This window comes from Pseudomonas alcaligenes, assembly GCF_014490745.1.
GTDB lineage: Bacteria > Pseudomonadota > Gammaproteobacteria > Pseudomonadales > Pseudomonadaceae > Aquipseudomonas > Aquipseudomonas alcaligenes_C.
Genome location: NZ_LZEU01000001.1, coordinates 3,556,966 through 3,575,729, shown reverse-complemented (window position 1 = coordinate 3,575,729; position 18,764 = coordinate 3,556,966). Strand labels below are relative to the sequence as shown.

The window sequence follows — 18,764 nt, the reverse complement described above, 5'->3', positions numbered from 1 at the left end:
GCCCGCGAGTGGCGTTAAGCTCGGCTTTTCTGAAGGAGTCGGACATGCGCAAGCTGCTGCTGTGCTTCCTCCTGCTGCCGGGATTGGCAGGGGCGGAAATCTATCGCTGGACGGATGCCAATGGCCAGGTGCACTTCGGCGAGCAGCCGGGCGGCGCCGGTGCTCAGCAGATCGAGGTGAAGCCGCAGGTGGTCGAGCGCGACGATGCCACTCGTCAGCGCGAGGAGCGCACCGAGCAGTTCTACGAAGCGCGTCGTCAGGAGAAGGCCCAGGCCGATGCCAAGTCTGCCGAGGCGCGGGCCCAGCGCGCGCAGGAATGCAAGGAGCTGCGCAGCCAGCTGGCGGAAATCCAGCGCGGCGGGCGCTACTTCGTCACCGACAAGAATGGCGAGCGCAGTTACATCAGCGACAAGGAAATCGACGGTGCCCGTAACCGTTTATCGTCCCGGATCGCCGAGCGCTGCTCCTGAGTCTGGCGCCGTTTGGCCGCCCGGCCCATACTCCAAGGTCTAACCGTAGCGATAGGCCACCATGCATATCGAACGCCGCATCGAACGCCACCAACTGCCGTACTACCTGAAGGTGTTCAACCGCATCACCGACAAGCCGATGGGCTACATCGGCAACGTCTCCCTGGACGGCCTGATGCTGATCAGCCAGCTGCCGATGCTGGTCAGCGCGCGCTTCGACATGCGCCTGAAAATTCCCGGCCGCGATGGCCATATCCGCCATATCGACTTCTACGCCACCTGCCAGTGGAGCCGCGAGGATGTCACCCCCGGCACCTTCGACTCCGGCTTTGCCCTGGTGGCGCCCCCGGCCGAGTACGTCGAGATGGTCGATGCGTTGCGCCACTACTTCAGCTTTCATCCCCTGCAAGCCTCGGCCTGACAACTGACAGGCCGCCCCGGCGGCGTGTCCCGCTCAGGCAATCGACGGCAGAATGATCTCGTCGCTGCGGCGAATCCCGGCGGTCAGTTCACGGCACAGTTCGAGGAACTCGCGCATGGCCGCGGTCTGGTACTTCTGCCGGTGCCAGATGAAATAGAACTGCCGGGTCAGATCCAGTTGCGGGGTTTCCAGCGCCACCAGGCTGCCGCGGCGGAACGCATCGCGCAGGGCCAGGCGCGAGATGCAGCTGATGCCCAGGCCGGACTCCACGGCGCGCTTGATCGCCTCGGTATGCTCCAGCTCCAGGCGGATGTTCAGCGGCGTGGCGTGATGGCGCATGGCCTGGTCGAAGGTCAGGCGGGTGCCCGAGCCCTGTTCACGGAGGATCCAGGCTTCGCGTGACAGTTCGTCCAGGCTGGCCCGGCCGATCTGCGCCAGCGGATGCTGCGGGGCGCAGAACACCACCAGCTCGTCCTCCACCCAGGGCTGCACCTCGATGTCCGGGTGCTGGCAATCGCCTTCGATCAGGCCCAGATCCAGTTCATAATGCGCCACCTGTTGCACCACGTTGGCGGTGTTCTGCACATGCAGCTTCACCCGGCACTCCGGATGGCGCTGCATGAAACTGCCGATCAGCAGGGTGGCCAGGTAGTTGCCGACGGTCAGGGTGGCGCCCACCTGCAGCGAGCCATAGCTGCTCTTGCCGTTGAGCAGGCGCTCGATCTCGCGGGCCTGTTCGAGCAGGGCCACGGCCTGCGGCAGCAACTGGTGGCCGAGGGCGTTGAGCGACAGGCGCTTGCCGGCGCGGTCGAACAGCTGGCAATCGGATTGCCGTTCCAGCTCGGTCAGCGAGGTGCTCGCTGCCGACTGCGAAAGCGACAGCGACTGGGCAGCGCGCGACACGCTTTCCTGCTTGGCCACGGCGGTGAACACTTCGAGTTGGCGCAGAGTGAATCGCATATCTATATAACCGATAAACTATATCTTGATAATCCACTTAACAGATATTGTGCCTGCCCCTAAAATGACGCGCAACGCTGCCGGCCCCGGCAGACGGATTTGCTGCGTGCCGCTTCCTCCAGCCGTAGAGCCTTGTATTGACGTGGCTCAAGGCGGGCAACAGGTTTTGCAGGCAATCTGAACACCGAGACTTTGAGGAATACCCGCATGAGCAACATGAACTCGGAACGCGTACTCAGTGTGCATCACTGGAACGACACCCTGTTCAGCTTCAAGTGCACCCGCGACCCGGGCCTGCGCTTCGAGAACGGCCAGTTCGTCATGATCGGCCTGCAGCAGCCCAATGGTCGCCCGCTGATGCGTGCCTACTCCATCGCCAGCCCGAACTGGGAAGAGCACCTGGAGTTCTTCAGCATCAAGGTGCCGGACGGCCCGCTGACTTCCCAGCTGCAGCACCTCAAGGAAGGCGACGAGATCATCATCAGCAAGAAGCCCACCGGCACGCTGGTTCTCGATGACCTCAACCCGGGCAAGCACCTGTACCTGCTCAGCACCGGCACCGGCCTGGCGCCGTTCATGAGCGTGATCCAGGATCCGGAGACCTACGAGCGCTTCGAGAAGGTCATCCTGGTGCACGGCGTGCGCTACGTGAACGAAGTGGCGTACAAGGAGTTCATCACCGAACACCTGCCGCAGAACGAGTTCTTCGGCGACGCCCTGAAGAACAAGCTGATCTACTACCCGACCGTGACCCGCGAGCCGTTCGAGAACCAGGGCCGCCTGACCGACCTGATGCGCAGTGGCAAGCTGTTCGAAGACATCGGCCTGCCGCCGATCAACCCGCAGGACGACCGCGCCATGATCTGCGGCAGCCCGAGCATGCTCGACGAGACCGCTGAGGTTCTCGACAGCTTCGGCCTGAAGATCTCCCCGCGCATGCGTGAGCCGGGCGACTACCTGATCGAGCGCGCCTTCGTCGAGAAGTAAGCGCCAGCGCTGTACCAACAAACCCGCCGCTTGGCGGGTTTGTCGTTTCTACGGCGCAGGTCAGGCTGGCACCACCTCCAGCACATGGATCTGCTCTGGCGTCGGGTAATGCCAGCGCACCTGCACATCCCAGAAGCGCACGCCATAGCGCCGCTCCGGCTCCGGCACCTGATAGGCCGGGCGCGGATCCTGCGCCAGGCACTGCTCGATCAGCGCCACCAGCGGCTCACCCAGGCGCGTGGCATGCTCGTGGGCCTGCTGCAGCGCGCTGGCCTGCCAGGTGACCGGCACGGCGACCGGTGCGGCATCGGCCATCGTATTGCGCGCATCGCCAATGCAGTCGGCGTAGGGCACATACGGCTTGATATCCAGCACCGGCGTGCCATCCAGCAGGTCGATACCGGACAACCACAACCGCCCCGGCTCGACCTTGTCCAGGCGTACCACCGACTGACCGATGCCGTTGGGCCGGTGGGTGGCACGGGTGGCAAATACCCCGAGCGAAGCGTTGCCGCCCAGCCGTGGCGGCCGCACCTTCAGCCGTGGTGTGTCCTCCAATGCCTGATGGAAGAGAAACAGCAGCCAGACATGGCTGACCTGCTCCAGCCCCTCCACCGCCTCGGCCCGATCAAACGGCGCCACCAGCTCCAGCACCCCGCGCGCAGCAGGAGCCAGCTGCGGCTGGCGCGGAATGGCGAACTTCTCCTTGAAACAGGAGCGGACGAAACCGATGGGGGTTACGGAGTAGGGCATGGCGGTCTGGGGGCGAGAATTTGCGCCATGGTAGCCGATCAGGCTTATGGCAGCGGCATCAAGACTGTTTCTATGCTTCGAGGCGCTTGTTGCCACGGGGGAGGGGGAGAGTCAGGGGGCATCAGCGCTGTGAGGCGTGTGTTGTTGAGCTTATCGAGCGAGGGGAGTATGGAATGGTTAAACCATGCCAATGAGCAAAAGGGAGTCAGCTCTACTGATAATCACGCTGAATGGCTTAACGTTTGGTTAAGGGGCCGGCTTTAGCCGGTCCCGCAGTGAGCGAAGCGAACGACTTGAACCATTTGTTAGGGCTTTCTGCTGAAGTATGAGATACACAAAATTCCCAACCAGGCAAAGCTGATGATTCGTGATTTTTTGCTATAGCCTTGTTGCAGAAGCACCCATGAAAATATGTAGGGCATCATAAATATACCTATGCCCAGTAAAATTCCTACACTTTTCTGTGGTCTGGGATCGTATTCTTCTACGCCAGCAAGTTTCTCAATTTCTAGTGTTGTTGCTTTAGATTGAGTGGATTTTTTGCTATTGCTAATTTTCTTGCTGTAAGAAATACCTGTGCCTGGAATTGATGCAGTTGTGGTGACTCCGCTTTTGCCTAAATTTACAGTTCCACCTTTGCCACCCAACGAAACGCTAGAGACACCTTTGGATGTGATATTTAGCTTGATTCCTGGAGCTATTTTTATTCTTTTACGGAATTTCAAGGCCATGATTATTTCTCCTGCTCCCTAACGATTAAGCTAAGGGGCGGCGGAACGCCGTCCCAGCGAACGAAGTGAGCGCTTTGAGCGCATTGTTAGGTGCTGACCGCACTACCTTATGTCCCATAGTTTGAATGTACAGCCTGACTTGCAGTATTGCCCAGGGTGCATCCACCCACTCTCGATAATTTGAGCTGCCTCTTTTAGGCTACATTGCTTTGCAAATGAAATTATTTGCTCTTTAGTTGTTGTGCCGGGAACAACGACAAAAAATGGCTCGCCGCATGACTGGCAGTGCTCCCTAGATGCCACATATGCAAGCTCTTCTTTTTCTAGAACATGCTTAAGCCCAACGAACTTTCGCTTGCTAACTGCTAGGTAAGCGCTCCTTCCCAACTCTGATTCTACTTCGCGAGCATGTTTTTCCCACCAGCTCTCAAGCTCCCAGGCTGGGCGCTTGCTCTCAGCGAAACGTTGGATTTCTTGAAGCAGCGCCGTGCGCATTTGAAGCACCTAACGTTTGGTTAAGGGGCCGGCTTTAGCCGGTCCCGAGCGAGCGAAGCGAGTGGCTTGAACCAGTTGTTAGCAGTTTACGCATGAGCCACACCAGTACAGTGCTCCAAAGCCTGCAGCGCTGAGCAAAGCATACAAGAATCCGCGCTTGCAGTGCTTTTCACCACCTGGATAGTCCTTTGGACTCAGGAACCATGTATTAAAAATAAAGCCATGGTTGTTTTTGGAGTACTTCGCTGCTTGTATGGCTTCAATTACGTAAAGAATGAAAAGCGTAAATTGAGCCATGACGAATAGCACTGATAAAGCAATTCTTGGCGTGTCCGGTGCGAATTCCATTTCTATCTCGGTTTTCGGGAAAGGCTGCTAACGATTAAGCTAACGGGCAGACAAAAGCGTAGCTTTTGGCTGTCCAGCGAACGAAGTGAGCGGCAGTTGAGCGCATTGTTAGAGGGCTATACATATTCAACTGCTTTTCCTAGTGGTGCGTAGCCGTAGATGCGATAGCCGCTCTCGACTTTTTCACCCGGCAAATGAGTTTTTGAAATTTCTTTGTGCACGGCTAATTCTTGCTCATGCGAGATAACTTGGATGTCGATCCACTCGATTGCAGCATAGTCACAGCTCTGAAAGTGGTAGAACCACTCTCCGTCCCATGCAGAAATATAACCATTTTCTACACAGCAGGTACGCCATTTAGGCGCTTTGTCGCCTAGCTGGTACATGGCTAGTCGAAGTTCATTCCACTTCGTATTGTTCATCAGGGCGATGAGTTCCATGAAGCCCTCTAACGTTTGGTTAAGGGGCGGGCTTTAGCCCGTCCCAGCGAGCGAAACGAGCGATTTGAACCAAGTGTTAGGCTTTGCTCAGAGGAGGTGGCAACTTTGACACCTCCTCTGCGGGAATCTGTTCCCAAGTTATAATTGTGCCACTTTTTAGTCGGACTTCTTCTCCGGTTCGGATGCTGTGAGCGAACGCCTGCACGGTCTCGACATTCACTTTACGGTTCCGAACTTTTTGCTCATTTCTGGCGCGATACCAGATTCCACCCAAATGCTCCCATGTCGTAGTACTGACGTTTTGCGGGTAAAACGCCCCGATAGGACGCCCGTTATCTTGAGCCCGGCTTCCGAAGACCTCAAAGATTGCTGCGGTAAGGGGTAGTAGGACGCCTTGAATATTCTTTCTATGAGTCGCATGCGGTCTATAGATCATGGTCATCGTCTCATGAGGCCTAACGATTAAGCTAACGGGCGAGCAAAAGCGCAGCTTTTGCGAGTCCAGCGAACGAAGTGAGCGGCTGTTGAGCGCATTGTTAGCCGCTACCACCAACCATTTTCTTCTAGAACAGCCTTTTTGTAGAAATCTATGTTCGCACGTACTGCAAAGAAGGCGCTGGCTCCAAAATGAAGAGAGTTAGCTATTTTTGAATAGCCAAGATATTCGAGGAGCATGCCCAGGGCTACTAGTATAATTAGCGCCGCTACGGTGTATAGAATAGCTTTTCTCCACATGCCTTTTGAAAGGTAATAGATTGGCCCGAATAAGAAAGCCAGTATGTTGAACTTAAAAGCCTTGCGCCGTTCGCTTTTAGGTATGTTTTTAATGTTTGTAAGCTTCGGGCCGCCAGCCAGATAGATTGCTTTAAATCGCTCTTTCCACACTGGAGAAACTAAAAGACTTTCAATTTTTCCCTCAGTAATTTCTCCGTTAGACTCGATGATCGAGGATTTAGGAGTGGCATATGGATTTTGCGTTTGCATAGGACTTCCTTGTAGTGGCTAACTATAAGTAGACGACACATGCGGGGTAATTTTTTCCGCCACTTGTGTCGCATAACGTTCCTTGTCGTCCGCTAAGTCCTTGTCTAGCCTGCACTGCGCCTCAGGAGAGGCGACATGAATCAGGGAGCAACAGCGACATGGATGACAAACCCAAGCTGCTCGATCAGATGCGCGAGCAAATTCGTCTTCGACACTATTCGATTCGTACTGAAACTGTCTATCTGGTGTGGGTGAGGCGTTTCATTCGTTTTCACCAGTACCGTCATCCACAGGAGATGGGAGCCGCCGAGGTTGAGGCGTTTCTCAGTGATCTGGCGGTGCGCCTGGATGTTTCGGCATCCACGCAGAATCAGGCGCTGTCGGCGATTCTGTTCCTTTACAAGCAGGTTTTGCGGATCGAGTTGCCATGGATGGACGGCGTGATTAGGGCGCGCCGGCCGCAGCGCTTGCCGGTGGTGCTGACGAGGGAAGAGGTGGCGAGTGTGCTGGCGCAGCTGGACGGTACGCTGTGGCTGGTTGCCAGTCTGCTGTATGGCTCGGGTATGCGGCTGATGGAGGTGCTGAGGCTGCGGGTCAAGGATGTGGAGTTTTCCCGCTTCGAGATTCTGATTCGCGACGGCAAGGGGCAGAAGGATCGGGTGACCTTGTTGCCCCGCAAGCTGGCGGCGCCTCTGCAGCAGCATCTGGAGCGGGTGCAGGCGCTGCACCGTTTGGATCTGGTGGAAGGCTATGGGCGGGCGAATCTGCCCCATGCGTTGGCCCGTAAGTACCCGAATGCGGCGGCGGAGTGGTGCTGGCAGTTCGTGTTCCCTTCGGTCAACCGCTCTGCCGACCCGCGTTCCGGTGGGATCTTCCGCCATCACTTGCACGAGAAGACCATCCAGCGGGCCGTGCGCAACGCGGTGCGCCGGGTTGGCCTGAACAAGCCGGCGACGCCGCATACCCTGCGTCACTCCTTTGCCACCCACCTGCTGGAGAGTGGCCAGGACATCCGTACCGTGCAGGAACTGCTCGGCCACGCCGATGTGAAGACCACGCAGATCTACACCCACGTGCTCAACCGTGGCGGCCTGTGTGTGCTCAGCCCGCTGGATCGAGCCTGATCAGCGCGCAGGCATAAAAAAGCCCCGCATCGGCGGGGCTTTTTATTGGCGCAGGGCGATCAGACCAGTTCGGCCCAGAGGTCGTACTCGTCTGCATCGACCACGCGCACGCGCACTTTGTCGCCCGGTTGCACGCTGGTGGAGTCGATGAACACGCTGCCGTCGATTTCCGGGGCGTCGGCCCAGGAGCGGGCGACGGCGCCTTCGTGGTCGACTTCGTCGATCAGCACTTCGATCTCGGTGCCGATCTTGCGCTGCAGGCGCGCGGTGCTGATGGCCTGCTGATGGGCCATGAAGCGATCCCAGCGATCCTGCTTCACATCATCCGGTACCGGCTCCAGGCCCAGGTCGTTGGCCGGGGCGCCTTCTACCGGGCTGTACTGGAAGCAGCCGACGCGGTCGAGCTGGGCTTCGGTCAGCCAGTCCAGCAGGTACTGGAAGTCTTCCTCGGTTTCGCCGGGGAAGCCGACGATGAAGGTGGAGCGGATGGTCAGTTCCGGGCAGATCTCGCGCCAGGACTTGATGCGGGCCAAGGTCTTGTCCTCGAAGGCCGGGCGCTTCATGGCTTTGAGCACTTTCGGGCTGGCGTGCTGGAACGGGATGTCCAGGTACGGCAGCAGCTTGCCGGCAGCCATCAGCGGGATCACATCGTCTACATTCGGATAGGGGTAGACGTAGTGCAGGCGTACCCACACGCCCATGCTGGAGAGCGCTTCGCACAGCTCTTTCATCCGCGTCTTGACCGGCTGGCCTTCCCAGAAGTCGGTCTTGTACTTGAGGTCGACGCCGTAGGCGCTGGTGTCCTGGCTGATCACCAGCAGCTCTTTGACGCCGGCCTTGACCAGGCGCTGGGCCTCCGAGAGCACGTCGCCGACCGGGCGGCTGACCAGCTTGCCGCGCATGGACGGGATGATGCAGAAGGCGCAGCTGTGGTTGCAGCCTTCGGAAATCTTCAGGTAGGCGTAGTGGCGCGGGGTGAGCTTGATGCCCTGCGGCGGCACCAGGTCGACATAGGGGTTGTGATCGGCCTTGGGCGGGATCACCTCGTGTACGGCGTTGACCACCTGCTCGTACTGCTGCGGGCCGGTGACGGCCAGCACGCTCGGGTGCACGTCGCGGATGGCGTTCTCGGACACGCCCATGCAGCCGGTGACGATCACCTTGCCGTTCTCGGCGATGGCCTCGCCGATGGTGTCCAGCGATTCAGCCTTGGCGCTGTCGATAAAGCCGCAGGTATTGACCACCACGACGTCGGCATCCTGGTAGGTCGGGACGATCTCGTACCCTTCCATGCGCAGCTGGGTGAGGATGCGTTCGGAATCGACCGTGGCCTTGGGGCAACCCAGGGAGACGAACCCGACTTTCGGTGTGGCGGTGGACATGCGGCTAACCTCTAAGGGCGCGCTGGTGGCGCCTCTGATCAAAAAGTGCGCAATTCTAGCGGCAGGTCGCGACCTTTACTAGCCTCTGCCGATACGCGTTGCAGTGGGGCGGGGCTTGTTTTCATTGAATGTCAGGCGCAGCATTTGCGCCATTTTTCGCAGCGGAGCCAACCGTTAATGAGTGTTGCCAGTACGGATCAACAGGCGCCAGCCCAGGGGGCGTCTACCTCCATCGGCTTGCTGGTGGCAGCTGTCGGGGTGGTTTACGGCGATATCGGTACCAGCCCGCTCTATACCCTCAAGGAAGTCTTTGCCGGCCATTACGGCGTGCAGACCAACATGGAAGGGGTGCTCGGCATCCTTTCTCTGATCTTCTGGTCGCTGATCTGGGTGGTGTCGATCAAGTACGTGCTGTTCATCCTGCGCGCCGACAACCAGGGCGAGGGCGGGGCCATGGCCCTGCTGGCCCTGGCCCGGCGCGCTACGGCGCCTTACCCGCGGCTGAGCCGGCTGATGGTGCTGTGCGGTCTGTTCGGTGCCTCGCTGTTCTACGGCGACAGCATGATCACCCCGGCGATCTCGGTACTCTCGGCGGTGGAAGGCCTGGAAGTGGCCTTCGAGGGCGTCGAGCACTGGGTGGTGCCGCTGTCGCTGATCCTGCTGGTCGGCCTGTTCCTGATTCAGAAGCACGGCACTGCGCGCATCGGCATCCTGTTCGGGCCGGTGATGGTGCTGTGGTTCACCGTGCTGGGTGCGTTGGGCGTGTATGGCATCGCCCAGCGTCCCGAGGTACTGCAGGCGCTCAACCCTTACTGGTGCGTGCACTTCTTTATTGCCCATCCGGGCATGGGGGTGGCGATTCTCGGTGCCACGGTGCTGGCGCTGACCGGTGCCGAGGCGCTGTATGCCGACATGGGCCACTTCGGCCGCAAGCCGATCGCGCGGGCCTGGTTCCTCCTGGTGCTGCCGGGTCTGGTGCTCAACTACTTCGGCCAGGGCGCGCTGCTGCTGGAAAACGCCGCCGCCGCGCGCAACCCCTTCTATCTATTGGCGCCGTCCTGGGCCCTGCTGCCCTTGGTCGGGCTGTCCACCCTGGCCACCATCATTGCCTCGCAGGCGGTGATTTCCGGTGCCTTCTCCCTGACCCGCCAGGCCATCCAGCTCGGTTACATCCCGCGCATGCAGATCCAGCACACCTCCAGTGAGGAGCAGGGGCAGATCTACGTGGGCGCGGTGAACTGGGGCCTGATGATCGCCGTGGTGCTGCTGGTGATCGGCTTCGAGTCGTCCGGCGCGCTGGCTTCGGCCTATGGCGTGGCGGTGACCGGCACCATGCTGATGACCACCCTGATGGTGTCCTCGGTGATGCTGCTGCTGTGGAAGACTCCGCGTTGGCTGGCCGTGCCGGTGCTGCTGGGCTTCCTGCTGGTCGATGGCCTGTTCTTTGCCGCCAACGTGCCGAAGATCTTCGAAGGCGGCGCCTTCCCGGTACTGGCCGGCATTGTGCTGTTTGCCCTGATGACCACCTGGAAGCGCGGTCGCCAGTTGCTGGTCGACCGCCTCGACGAAACCGCGCTGCCGCTGCCGATCTTCATCGGCAGTATTCGCAGCCAGCCGCCGTTCCGTGCCCAGGGCACCGCGGTGTTCCTCTCCGCCCGTTCCGACGCGGTGCCCCATGCGCTGCTGCACAACCTGCTGCACAACCAGGTGCTGCACGAGCAGGTGGTGTTGCTCACGGTGGTCAGTGAGGACGAGCCGCGGGTGGCGCCGGATCGGCGCTTCGAGGTGGAGGTCTACGGTGAGGGCTTCTTCCGGGTGATCCTGCACTTCGGCTTCATGGACGAGCCGGACGTACCGGCGGCGCTGCGCTTGTGCCACCTCAACGAGCTGGACTTCAGCCCGATGCGCACCACCTGGTTCCTCAGCCGGGAAACGGTGATCAGCACCAAGCGCTTCGGCATGGCGCGCTGGCGCGAAGTGCTGTTCGCCTTCATGTTGCGCAATGCCAACAGCAACCTGCGCTTCTTCAACCTGCCGCTGAACCGGGTGATTGAGCTGGGCACCCAGGTCGAAATCTGACGTTGCGACAGGCACAAAAAACGGCGCACCAGGCGCCGTTTTTTGTGGGCGTTACTCACGCCTCTGAAATGTGTAGGGCGGGTGAAAACCGCGAATCGATACGGGGTTTCACCCGCCCTGCATACCTTTCCTTTGTCTCGTCATCCCCGCGCAGGCGGGGATCCAGAGAAGGACACGCCGATGCTGCAGGTAACGGTGACAAGCCTTCTAATGGATGGTTGCCGTTACTCGCGACCCGGCAGCATGCGCGTCAGGGTGTTGTCGCGGCTGACGAAATGGTGGAAAAGTCCGGCGGCGGCGTGCAGGCCGATCAGCCAGTAGCCGGTCTGCGCGACCAGCACGTGCCAGTGCTCGATCTGCTCGCCGAGGTCATGGTTCTTCTCGATCAGGGCCGGCAGCTCCAGGCCGAAGAAGGGGATCGGCTTGCCCATGGCGCTGAGGATCAGCCAGCCGGCGAACGGGGTGCCGATCATCAGGGCGTACAGCGCCAGGTGCATCAGCTTGGCCGGAATCGCCTGCCAGGCCGGAATGGCCGGCACGATCTTCGGCGTCGGCGCAATCAGGCGGGCGATCAGGCGCAGCCAGACCAGGGCGAAGATGCTCAGGCCGAGCATGAAGTGCAGCTGCTTCATCATCTCGCGGCCATCGCTGCCCTTGGGGAAGATGCCGCGAAATTCCATGGTGAAGTACACGGTGGCGATCAGTAGCAGCATCAGCCAGTGCAGGGCGATGGACAGGCCGCCGTAGCGGTTTTCGGTATTTTTCCAGCTCATCACGAGTCCTCTTTTCCCGCATCTGCCGGCGGGCTCGCGCGCATCTTAACCGGCCAGGCTTAAGGTTGTCTGAAGCGTGCTCACTTTACGGGCACCGGTTGGCGCTGCTGGATGGCTTGCAGCAGGCGTTCGGCCAGGGCCGGGTAGTTGCCGTCGTAGTGGTGCCCGCCAGGCAGCTGAAGCAGTTCGCCGGGGGCCTTGGGCAGGGTGCAGCCGCTGTCCTTGGCCTCTTCGCTGCCGTACACGCAGAGCACTTTGGCGGCCGGCAGCTTGAGCAGTTCCGGGCCGGTGGCGGCTTCCTCGCCGGCCTTGCCCAGCCAGCCCTGTACCTCGATCTCGAAGCTGCCGCTGCGCGCCAGGGCCAGCAGTAGGATGGCCTGTACCTGTTGCTGGTCGGCGGCCGGCAGCTGGTTGTAGAAGGCCGGCAGCACATCGGCACCGAAGGAGTAGCCGGCCAGCACGAAGTGCTTGGCACCCCATTTGTCGCGGTAGGTCTGCATCAGGCGGCTGAGGTCGGCGGCGCCCTGTTGCGGGCTCTTGTGCTGCCAGAAGTAGCGCAGCGCATCGATGCCGACCACCGGGTAGCCGCGCTGGGCCATCTCGGCCGCCACGTCGCGGTCGAGGTCGCGCCAGCCGCCGTCGCCGGAGTAGAACAGGGTGACGGTATCGCTGGCCTGGGCGGCGGGTACTTCGACCACCGGCAGGCTGTCGTCGTCGCCGTGCAGGGCATGCAGCAGTTGGCTACGCAGCAGCTCCTTGAGCGAGGTGTCGTAGTTGCCGATCAGCGTCTCGCTGCGCTCCTGCTGGCGCACGAAGCGGGCGCTGGCGTCATCCGGGTTGTCGTTCCACGCGGTCAGCCAGTGGCCGTGCTTGGACTCCTGGGGCAGCACGGCATTGCAGTCGGGATCCTTCATCGAAAAACCCACCGAAACGGCGCGGGCCTGGTCGTTGCCCTGGCTGGCCAGCCAGCGCCAGGCGAGCACCGCGCCAGGGCCGCTACCGGCCACCAGGTCGGTGCCACCGAGCAGTTGCAGGGCATCGTGGAGGCGCTGCCACTGCACCTTGCAGTTGTCGCCGCTGGCCAGTGGGTACTGGGCGATGCGCACGTCGCCGTCCTTGGCCAGTTCGAGCAGCTCGGCGGGGCTGTACAGCTGGTCGGCGGGCAGGGCCAGCAGCACCTTGCGGCTCGTCCGGCTGGCCGGCGCAGTAATGCTGAGCGGAGTGCCGTCGCCAAGCGCGTGCTGTTCCTGGCTGGGCCGGTACCAGTAGAACAGTGCAGCCGCGGAAGCGAGCAGCCAGAGCAGGCCGACACTTAGCAGGATCTGTACGGAGGAGCGTTTCATCATCAGCGTTTGACCAGTCCGGTGAAGCCGCCGGCAATCAGGGCGGCGGTGTCGGCCAGTGCCACCAGCGGGTCGAGCCCGGCCGGCACGGCCATGTAGCGCGGCTCCCAGTCCGGCTGGAACTTGTCCTTGAAGCGGCGCAGGCCCTGGAAGTTATAGAACTGCTCGCCGCGTTGGAACACCAGCGCGCCGAGGCGCTGGGTCAGCGGCGCGCCGCGCCGTGGTTGCAGGCCGGCCAGTGGCACCATGCCCAGGCTGAAGCGCTCGTAGCCCTGGGCCTTGAAGTGCAGCAGCAGGCTGAGCATGAGGAACTCCATGGTCAGCTTGGGCGCGTCCGGGTGCATGCGCATCAGATCGAGGCTGGCGAGCTTGCGCCCGTCGGTTTCCAGCAGGTTGGCGAAGGCCACCGGGCGGCCTTCGAATTCGATGGTGGCGATGCGGAAATGCTGCAGGTAGTCGGCATCGAAGCGGCCGAGGGAGAAGCCTTTCTCGCGCACCTGCTTGCCTTCCATCCAGGCCGTGGAGATGGCCTGCAGCTCGGCTAGCGGCGCCATGCCGGGCTCGTGGATGCGCAGGCCGAGGCCGTCGCGCTGGCCGCGGCTGAGGGTGTAGCGCAAATCCTTCATAGCCTTGTTCTTGCCTTCCAGGTCGAAGCGCTGCAGGTCGACGCGGGCTTCCTCGCCGAGCTTGACCGCACTCAGGCCGATGTCCATGTAGAACGGCAGGTTCTCCGCGCGCACCTGGTAGAACACCGGGCGGGCGTGGTGCAGGTCGCAGAGGTCGCGGAACTGCCAGATCAGCTCGGCGCGGCGGGCGGCCGGACCGATCGGGTCGAACAGCGCCACCAGGCTGCGGCGCTGGCGGGCGAACATCAGGAAGGCATCGCCGGCTGGGTGGAACAGCAGCGCCTTGTCGCCGGTCAGGGCCAGACCGCCATCGGGCTGTTCGCTGGCGCGGACGATGGCATCGGCGCGCCGGCGCTCCTCGGCATCCGGCAGGTCGATGGTCGGCGGCTGCGGGCGCAGCAGCCAGGCCAGGGCCAGGCCGGCCAGTAGCAGGCCGCTGGCCAGGGTGGCACGCAGCGCGCGCGGGGCATCGGCATCCACCGCGAACTGCCACCACAGCTCGTGCTCGTAGGGCACGTCCTGGTAGGCGAACAGCATCAGCCACAGTGCCGCGCCCAGCACGCAGGCACTGGCGGCCAGGTTGGGCAGGGAGAAGGGCATCTCCAGCAGGCGGCTGGGGCGGTAGAAGGCGTGGCGGAAACTGGCCAGAAGGATAGCGGTGAGGCTGAGCAGGCTGGCTTCCTCCCAGTCGAAGCCTTTCAGCAGCGACAGCACGGCACCAGCCAGCAGCAGCACCAGGGTCAGCGCCCAGGCCGCCGACAGGCGCCGACGCAGGCCGTGGGCGAGCAGCAGGCAGAGCACGCCGACCAGGCTGGCGGCCAGGTGCGAGGCGTCGATCAGGCGATGGGGGATGAGGAAGCTCAGGTGCTCCAGGCGCACGTCCACCGCCGGTGTGACACCGGAAAACAACAGCACGATGCCGGAGAGGAACACCAGCAAAGCCAGCACCGGCGCGGCCGGACCGGCGGCTACGCGCAGCGCCTGGCGGCCGGCGGGGAAGTACTGGCGCGCCTCGTTGGCCAGCAGCAACAGGCAGGCCAGTACCAGGGGCAGGCCGATATAGATCAAGCGGTACAGCAGCAGCGCGGCGGCCAGCGGCGCGGCGCCCAGCTGGCCGGCGAAAGCGGCCAGCAGCACCGCCTCGAACACCCCGACACCGCCCGGCACATGGCTGAGTACGCCGGCGGCCAGGGCCAGTAGGTAGACCAGCAGGAAGGCCCCCAGTGGCGGGGCATCCGGCAGCAGCAGGTAGAGAACGCCGGCGGCGGCGCAGACATCCAGCAGGGTGATCAGCAGTTGTAGCAGTGCCAGGCGCAGGCCCGGCAGGCGCAGGCTGCCCTTGCCCAGGCGTACGTCGAGGGTACCGGGCGGGGTCTCGCCGGGCACGCGGCGACCGTTCAGCCAGAACAGGCCGCCCACGGCGAGCAGCAGCAGGCCCCAGGCCAGGGTGCTGATCACGCCCGAGGGCAGATGCAGGGCCAGTGCCGCATCGGCCGGGTCGCTGAGGGCGGCTAAGGCAGCCAGTACTGGCAGCGCGCAGCCGAGGGCAAGGCTGGCGAACAGGGTGATGCGGGCGATATCGGCGGCGGCGATGTTGTCGCGGCTATATAGGCGGTAGCGCACCGAGCCGCCGGTGAGCAGCGACAGGCCGATGGCATTGCCCACTGCCGAGGCACAGAAGTTGCCGAGCAGCAGGCGCGGCCAGGGCAGCTGCACGCCGGCATAGCGGCAGGCCGACCACTCGTAGCCGGCCAGGGCAACAAAGCCCAGGGCCGTGGCACCGAGGGCGGCCAGCAGGCGGCTGTTGGGAATCTCGCCGATGGCGTCGTGCAGGGCGCCGAGGTCGAGCTCCTGCAGCAAGTGTCGGCAGGCCAGCAGGCCGATGCCGAACAGCAGCAGGGTGAAGGCGATACCAAGCGGCTGGCGGTAGGCGCTGAGCCGTTCCAGCCAGGTGGCTGACACGGATTCGTCGGAGAGAGGAGAGGTATCGGGAGCGGTGGAACTGGAGCTGGCTTCGGAGTTGGCGCGCATCGGGCACCTCAGGCAATTTGCGCTCAGAGTCCGCGATCGGCGGCAAGTTCCCTGGTTGGCAAAGCAATAAGGTGGCGTTTTGCCAATTCGCTTATCACAGTAAAACCGCAGAAACGAAAAAGGCCACTCGTTTGAGTGGCCTTTCTTCGAAAACTGGTTGCGGGAGCAGGATTTGAACCTACGACCTTCGGGTTATGAGCCCGACGAGCTACCAGACTGCTCCATCCCGCGCCGGCCATTCTACGTATAAACGAACTGCTGTCAATCGATTTCTGCTTTTTAATCAATTACTTAAATGATTAAAAGGCAGAAACGAAAAAGGCCACTCGTTTGAGTGGCCTTTCTTCGAAACTGGTTGCGGGAGCAGGATTTGAACCTACGACCTTCGGGTTATGAGCCCGACGAGCTACCAGACTGCTCCATCCCGCGGCCGCCATTCTACTGTCGAACGCCTGGGTGTCAACCTTTAAATTAGAAAAACTGTTGTTTGCTCAGGTGCTTAGCGCTGCCCGGATGGTAGACTCTGGGCCTTCAGGGCATGCCAGACGGGGCTTTCCGGACTTTCGTGCGCAAGATCATCCATGTGGATTGCGACTGCTTCTACGCCGCCATCGAGATGCGCGACGACCCGAGCCTGGTGGGTAAACCGCTGGCAGTGGGCGGGGCGGCGGATCGGCGTGGGGTGGTCGCCACCTGCAACTACGAGGCACGGGCCTGGGGCGTGCGCTCGGCCATGCCCATGGGCCAGGCGCTCAAGCTGTGCCCGGATCTGCAGGTGGTGCGCCCGCGCATGGACGCCTACAAAGCGGTGTCGCGGGAAATCCACGGCATCTTCCGCGACTACACCGAGATCATCGAGCCGCTGTCGCTGGACGAGGCCTACCTGGATGTCTCCGCCAGCCCGCATTTTTCCGGCAGCGCCACGCGCATCGCCCAGGAGATCCGCCGTAGGGTGTCCAACGAACTGCACATCACTGTGTCTGCCGGGGTGGCGCCGAACAAGTTCCTGGCCAAGATCGCCAGCGACTGGCGCAAGCCCAACGGTTTGTTCGTGATCACCCCGGATCAGGTCGACGAGTTCGTCGCGGCATTGCCGGTGGGCAAGCTGCATGGTGTCGGCAAGGTCACCGCCGACAAGCTCGGGCGCCTGGGTATCGGTACCTGCGCCGACCTGCGCGTGCGGGAGAAAATAGCGCTGATTCGTGATTTCGGCAGTTTCGGCGAGCGCCTGTGGAACCTGGCCCGTGGTATCGACGAGCGCGCCGTGCAGGTCGACAGCCGTCGCCAGTCGGTCAGCGTGGAAAACACCTACGACAAGGATCTGCCCGACCTGGCCGCCTGCCTGGCCCATCTGCCTGAGCTGCTGGAGCAGCTGAACACGCGCATGGCGCGGCTGGACGCCAGCTACAAGCCGGACAAGCCCTTCGTCAAGATCAAGTTCCACGACTTCAGCCAGACCACCCTGGAGCAGGCCGGTGCGCGTCGCGACCTGGACAGCTACCAGCTGCTGCTGAGCGCCGCCTTCGCCCGCGGCAACAAACCGGTGCGGCTACTGGGCGTCGGTGTACGCCTGGTCGATCTGCGCGGGCGGCATGAGCAGCTGGAGCTGTTTGCGCCGTAGCTAGGGCTTCTTTGGTTACACCGTCATCTCCGCGCAGGTGGAGATCCAGCGCCGGTCACTCCGTTCATTCCCCTGGCCCCGAGCTGACTCCACTGGATCCCCGCCTTCGCGGGGATGACGAGGTAGGGGGATGGGCGCGGGTTCGTAAGGCTCAGTAGGCGTAGGGGCGCAGCGCTGATACCAGCCCTGCTGGCGGTGTCTCTCCTTGCTCCATCATCCTCGCGAAGGCGGGGATCTAGAGAACCGGCACTCCGCTCATGCCCCTGCCACCGAGCCGGCGCTACTGGGCTTTGCCTTCGCGAGGCTGGCGGGGGCAGCGCGGGGCTTGGCTCTTAGCCTTCTTCCGGCCACAGGCGGATCGGCTTGCCCTCGGCGGGCCACAGGCGCAGCTGGCCGATGCCGGATACATCCCAGCGCTGGATGGTGCCGAGCGCCTGAAGGAAGCGCTGCTCCTGCTCCATCAGCGCCGGGGCGCACATCTTGCGGGTGCTGCCGGCGGGGCCGAATACCAGCTTGTCGTCAGTCAGGGTGTAACTGGCGAACCAGTGATTGCAGCCGGCGTTGCCGTAGGCGCGGCCATCGTCACCCAGAGTGATGGTCAGGTGGCTGTTGTCGATCAGCGGGCGTTCGCCGATCCACTCCACCTGGTAGGTCTTGTCGTTTTCCAGCTGCACCGGGTCGGCAGCGCAGCCGGCCAGACCGAGGGCGAGCAGGGTGAGGGCGGCGCAATGCTTCATGGGGTTTCTCCTAGCAGCCAGGGCAGAAGTGCTGGCCGTTGCGATTGTGCCAGCCGAGTTCCAGCAGGCGGGCTTCGGCGGCGGCCGGGCGGGCCTTCTCGCCTAAGGCGGCGTCCACGGCGAATTCCAGATCCAGCTGTTTGCCGCAGCCGTCGCAGTTGACCTGCCAGTTGAGGATAGCCAGCTCGCGGAAGGCCGGGCCGCTGGCCACCGCCAGCCACTGGCCGGGCGGGTTGATCAGGTGGCGCACCTTTTCCACAGCCAGGCGCAGGGTCAGCTCGCGGCTGCCCTTGAGGGTCACCAGCAGGGTGTCGCCGTTCTGGATGGCGCCGCCGTTGCCGGTCACCTGGTAGCGGCCGGGCGCCAGGGCGCGGCATTCGGTGAGGGTGTGCTGGGGGTTGAGCAGGGAATAACGGAAATCGTGTTCGGCCATGAGTCCTCCAAAATCGCCGCGCATGC

General features: G+C 62.3%; 17 protein-coding genes, 2 tRNA genes and 1 pseudogene. 6 read left to right on the top strand and 14 right to left on the bottom strand.

The genetic code is table 11. The features are described from left to right. The first annotated feature begins 44 nt into the window (after nt 1-44). Nucleotides 45-470 carry a DUF4124 domain-containing protein gene (locus A9179_RS16305; RefSeq protein ID WP_187807262.1) on the top strand — a complete coding sequence of 142 codons (426 nt, stop codon included), beginning with the start codon at nt 45-47 and terminating at the stop codon, nt 468-470. A 61-nt stretch (nt 471-531) separates the two neighbouring features. Then, nucleotides 532-891, top strand: coding sequence for a PilZ domain-containing protein (locus A9179_RS16300; RefSeq protein ID WP_187807261.1), 360 nt, complete (start codon nt 532-534; stop codon nt 889-891). 33 nt (nt 892-924) lie between these two features. On the opposite strand, the gene A9179_RS16295 is transcribed toward A9179_RS16300, so the two are convergent. Continuing rightward, the gene (locus A9179_RS16295; protein ID WP_187807260.1) at nt 925-1,851 is read right to left on the bottom strand and encodes a LysR family transcriptional regulator; all 927 of its coding nucleotides are present in this window, start codon (nt 1,849-1,851) and stop codon (nt 925-927) included. A gap of 207 nt (nt 1,852-2,058) precedes the next feature. Between A9179_RS16295 and fpr the strand changes: the two genes are divergently transcribed. After that, the gene (gene fpr, locus A9179_RS16290; RefSeq protein WP_187807259.1) at nt 2,059-2,838 is read left to right on the top strand and encodes a ferredoxin-NADP reductase; all 780 of its coding nucleotides are present in this window, start codon (nt 2,059-2,061) and stop codon (nt 2,836-2,838) included. A 60-nt stretch (nt 2,839-2,898) separates the two neighbouring features. Here fpr and tsaA read toward each other — a convergent pair whose 3' ends face one another. From tsaA to A9179_RS16265, 5 genes are all read right to left on the bottom strand, one after another. Then, a complete protein-coding gene (tsaA, locus tag A9179_RS16285; RefSeq protein ID WP_187807258.1) occupies nt 2,899-3,591 on the bottom strand; it encodes a tRNA (N6-threonylcarbamoyladenosine(37)-N6)-methyltransferase TrmO in 693 nt (230 codons plus the stop codon). 305 nt (nt 3,592-3,896) lie between these two features. After that, complete coding sequence (locus tag A9179_RS16280; protein WP_187807257.1) at nt 3,897-4,322, bottom strand: DUF4236 domain-containing protein; 426 nt, start codon at nt 4,320-4,322, stop codon at nt 3,897-3,899. A 573-nt stretch (nt 4,323-4,895) separates the two neighbouring features. After that, complete coding sequence (locus A9179_RS16275; RefSeq protein WP_187807256.1) at nt 4,896-5,165, bottom strand: hypothetical protein; 270 nt, start codon at nt 5,163-5,165, stop codon at nt 4,896-4,898. A 116-nt stretch (nt 5,166-5,281) separates the two neighbouring features. Further along, complete coding sequence (locus A9179_RS16270; protein WP_223123229.1) at nt 5,282-5,605, bottom strand: DUF6678 family protein; 324 nt, start codon at nt 5,603-5,605, stop codon at nt 5,282-5,284. A gap of 543 nt (nt 5,606-6,148) precedes the next feature. Then, nucleotides 6,149-6,589, bottom strand: a complete 441-nt coding sequence (locus A9179_RS16265; RefSeq protein WP_187807255.1) for a DUF2628 domain-containing protein — start codon at nt 6,587-6,589, stop codon at nt 6,149-6,151. 158 nt (nt 6,590-6,747) lie between these two features. Here A9179_RS16265 and A9179_RS16260 point away from each other — a divergent pair, with 158 nt between their 5' ends. Beyond that, nucleotides 6,748-7,713, top strand: a complete 966-nt coding sequence (locus A9179_RS16260) for an integron integrase (RefSeq protein ID WP_187807254.1) — start codon at nt 6,748-6,750, stop codon at nt 7,711-7,713. A gap of 59 nt (nt 7,714-7,772) precedes the next feature. Here the strand turns inward: A9179_RS16260 and rimO are convergent, their stop codons facing one another. Then, entirely contained in the window at nt 7,773-9,095 is a 1,323-nt protein-coding gene (gene rimO, locus A9179_RS16255; protein WP_187807253.1) for a 30S ribosomal protein S12 methylthiotransferase RimO, read from the bottom strand. Nucleotides 9,096-9,272: 177 nt separating this feature from the next. Between rimO and A9179_RS16250 the strand changes: the two genes are divergently transcribed. Next, entirely contained in the window at nt 9,273-11,174 is a 1,902-nt protein-coding gene (locus tag A9179_RS16250) for a potassium transporter Kup (protein ID WP_187807252.1), read from the top strand. Between the two features lie 224 nt (nt 11,175-11,398). Here the strand turns inward: A9179_RS16250 and A9179_RS16245 are convergent, their stop codons facing one another. The 5 genes and pseudogenes from A9179_RS16245 to A9179_RS16225 form a co-directional block, all read right to left on the bottom strand. Next, nucleotides 11,399-11,947, bottom strand: a complete 549-nt coding sequence (locus A9179_RS16245; RefSeq protein ID WP_187807251.1) for a cytochrome b — start codon at nt 11,945-11,947, stop codon at nt 11,399-11,401. A gap of 80 nt (nt 11,948-12,027) precedes the next feature. After that, the gene (locus tag A9179_RS16240; protein ID WP_187808614.1) at nt 12,028-13,290 is read right to left on the bottom strand and encodes a virulence factor family protein; all 1,263 of its coding nucleotides are present in this window, start codon (nt 13,288-13,290) and stop codon (nt 12,028-12,030) included. Nucleotides 13,291-13,292: 2 nt separating this feature from the next. Further along, nucleotides 13,293-15,904: pseudogene (mprF, locus tag A9179_RS16235) on the bottom strand (bifunctional lysylphosphatidylglycerol flippase/synthetase MprF). Nucleotides 15,905-16,101: 197 nt separating this feature from the next. Continuing rightward, a tRNA-Met gene (locus tag A9179_RS16230) sits at nt 16,102-16,178 on the bottom strand. Between the two features lie 121 nt (nt 16,179-16,299). Further along, a tRNA-Met gene (locus A9179_RS16225) sits at nt 16,300-16,376 on the bottom strand. Between the two features lie 109 nt (nt 16,377-16,485). On the opposite strand from A9179_RS16225, the gene dinB reads away from it, so the two are divergent. Then, nucleotides 16,486-17,568, top strand: coding sequence for a DNA polymerase IV (gene dinB, locus A9179_RS16220; RefSeq protein ID WP_223123228.1), 1,083 nt, complete (start codon nt 16,486-16,488; stop codon nt 17,566-17,568). Nucleotides 17,569-17,900: 332 nt separating this feature from the next. On the opposite strand, the gene A9179_RS16215 is transcribed toward dinB, so the two are convergent. Together A9179_RS16215 and A9179_RS16210 are read right to left on the bottom strand one after the other, a co-directional pair. Continuing rightward, nucleotides 17,901-18,305: an META domain-containing protein gene (locus A9179_RS16215; protein WP_187807248.1), complete on the bottom strand. Its 405-nt coding sequence runs from the start codon at nt 18,303-18,305 to the stop codon at nt 17,901-17,903. Nucleotides 18,306-18,315: 10 nt separating this feature from the next. Then, complete coding sequence (locus tag A9179_RS16210) at nt 18,316-18,738, bottom strand: hypothetical protein (RefSeq protein ID WP_187807247.1); 423 nt, start codon at nt 18,736-18,738, stop codon at nt 18,316-18,318. Between the last annotated feature and the right edge of the window lie 26 nt (nt 18,739-18,764).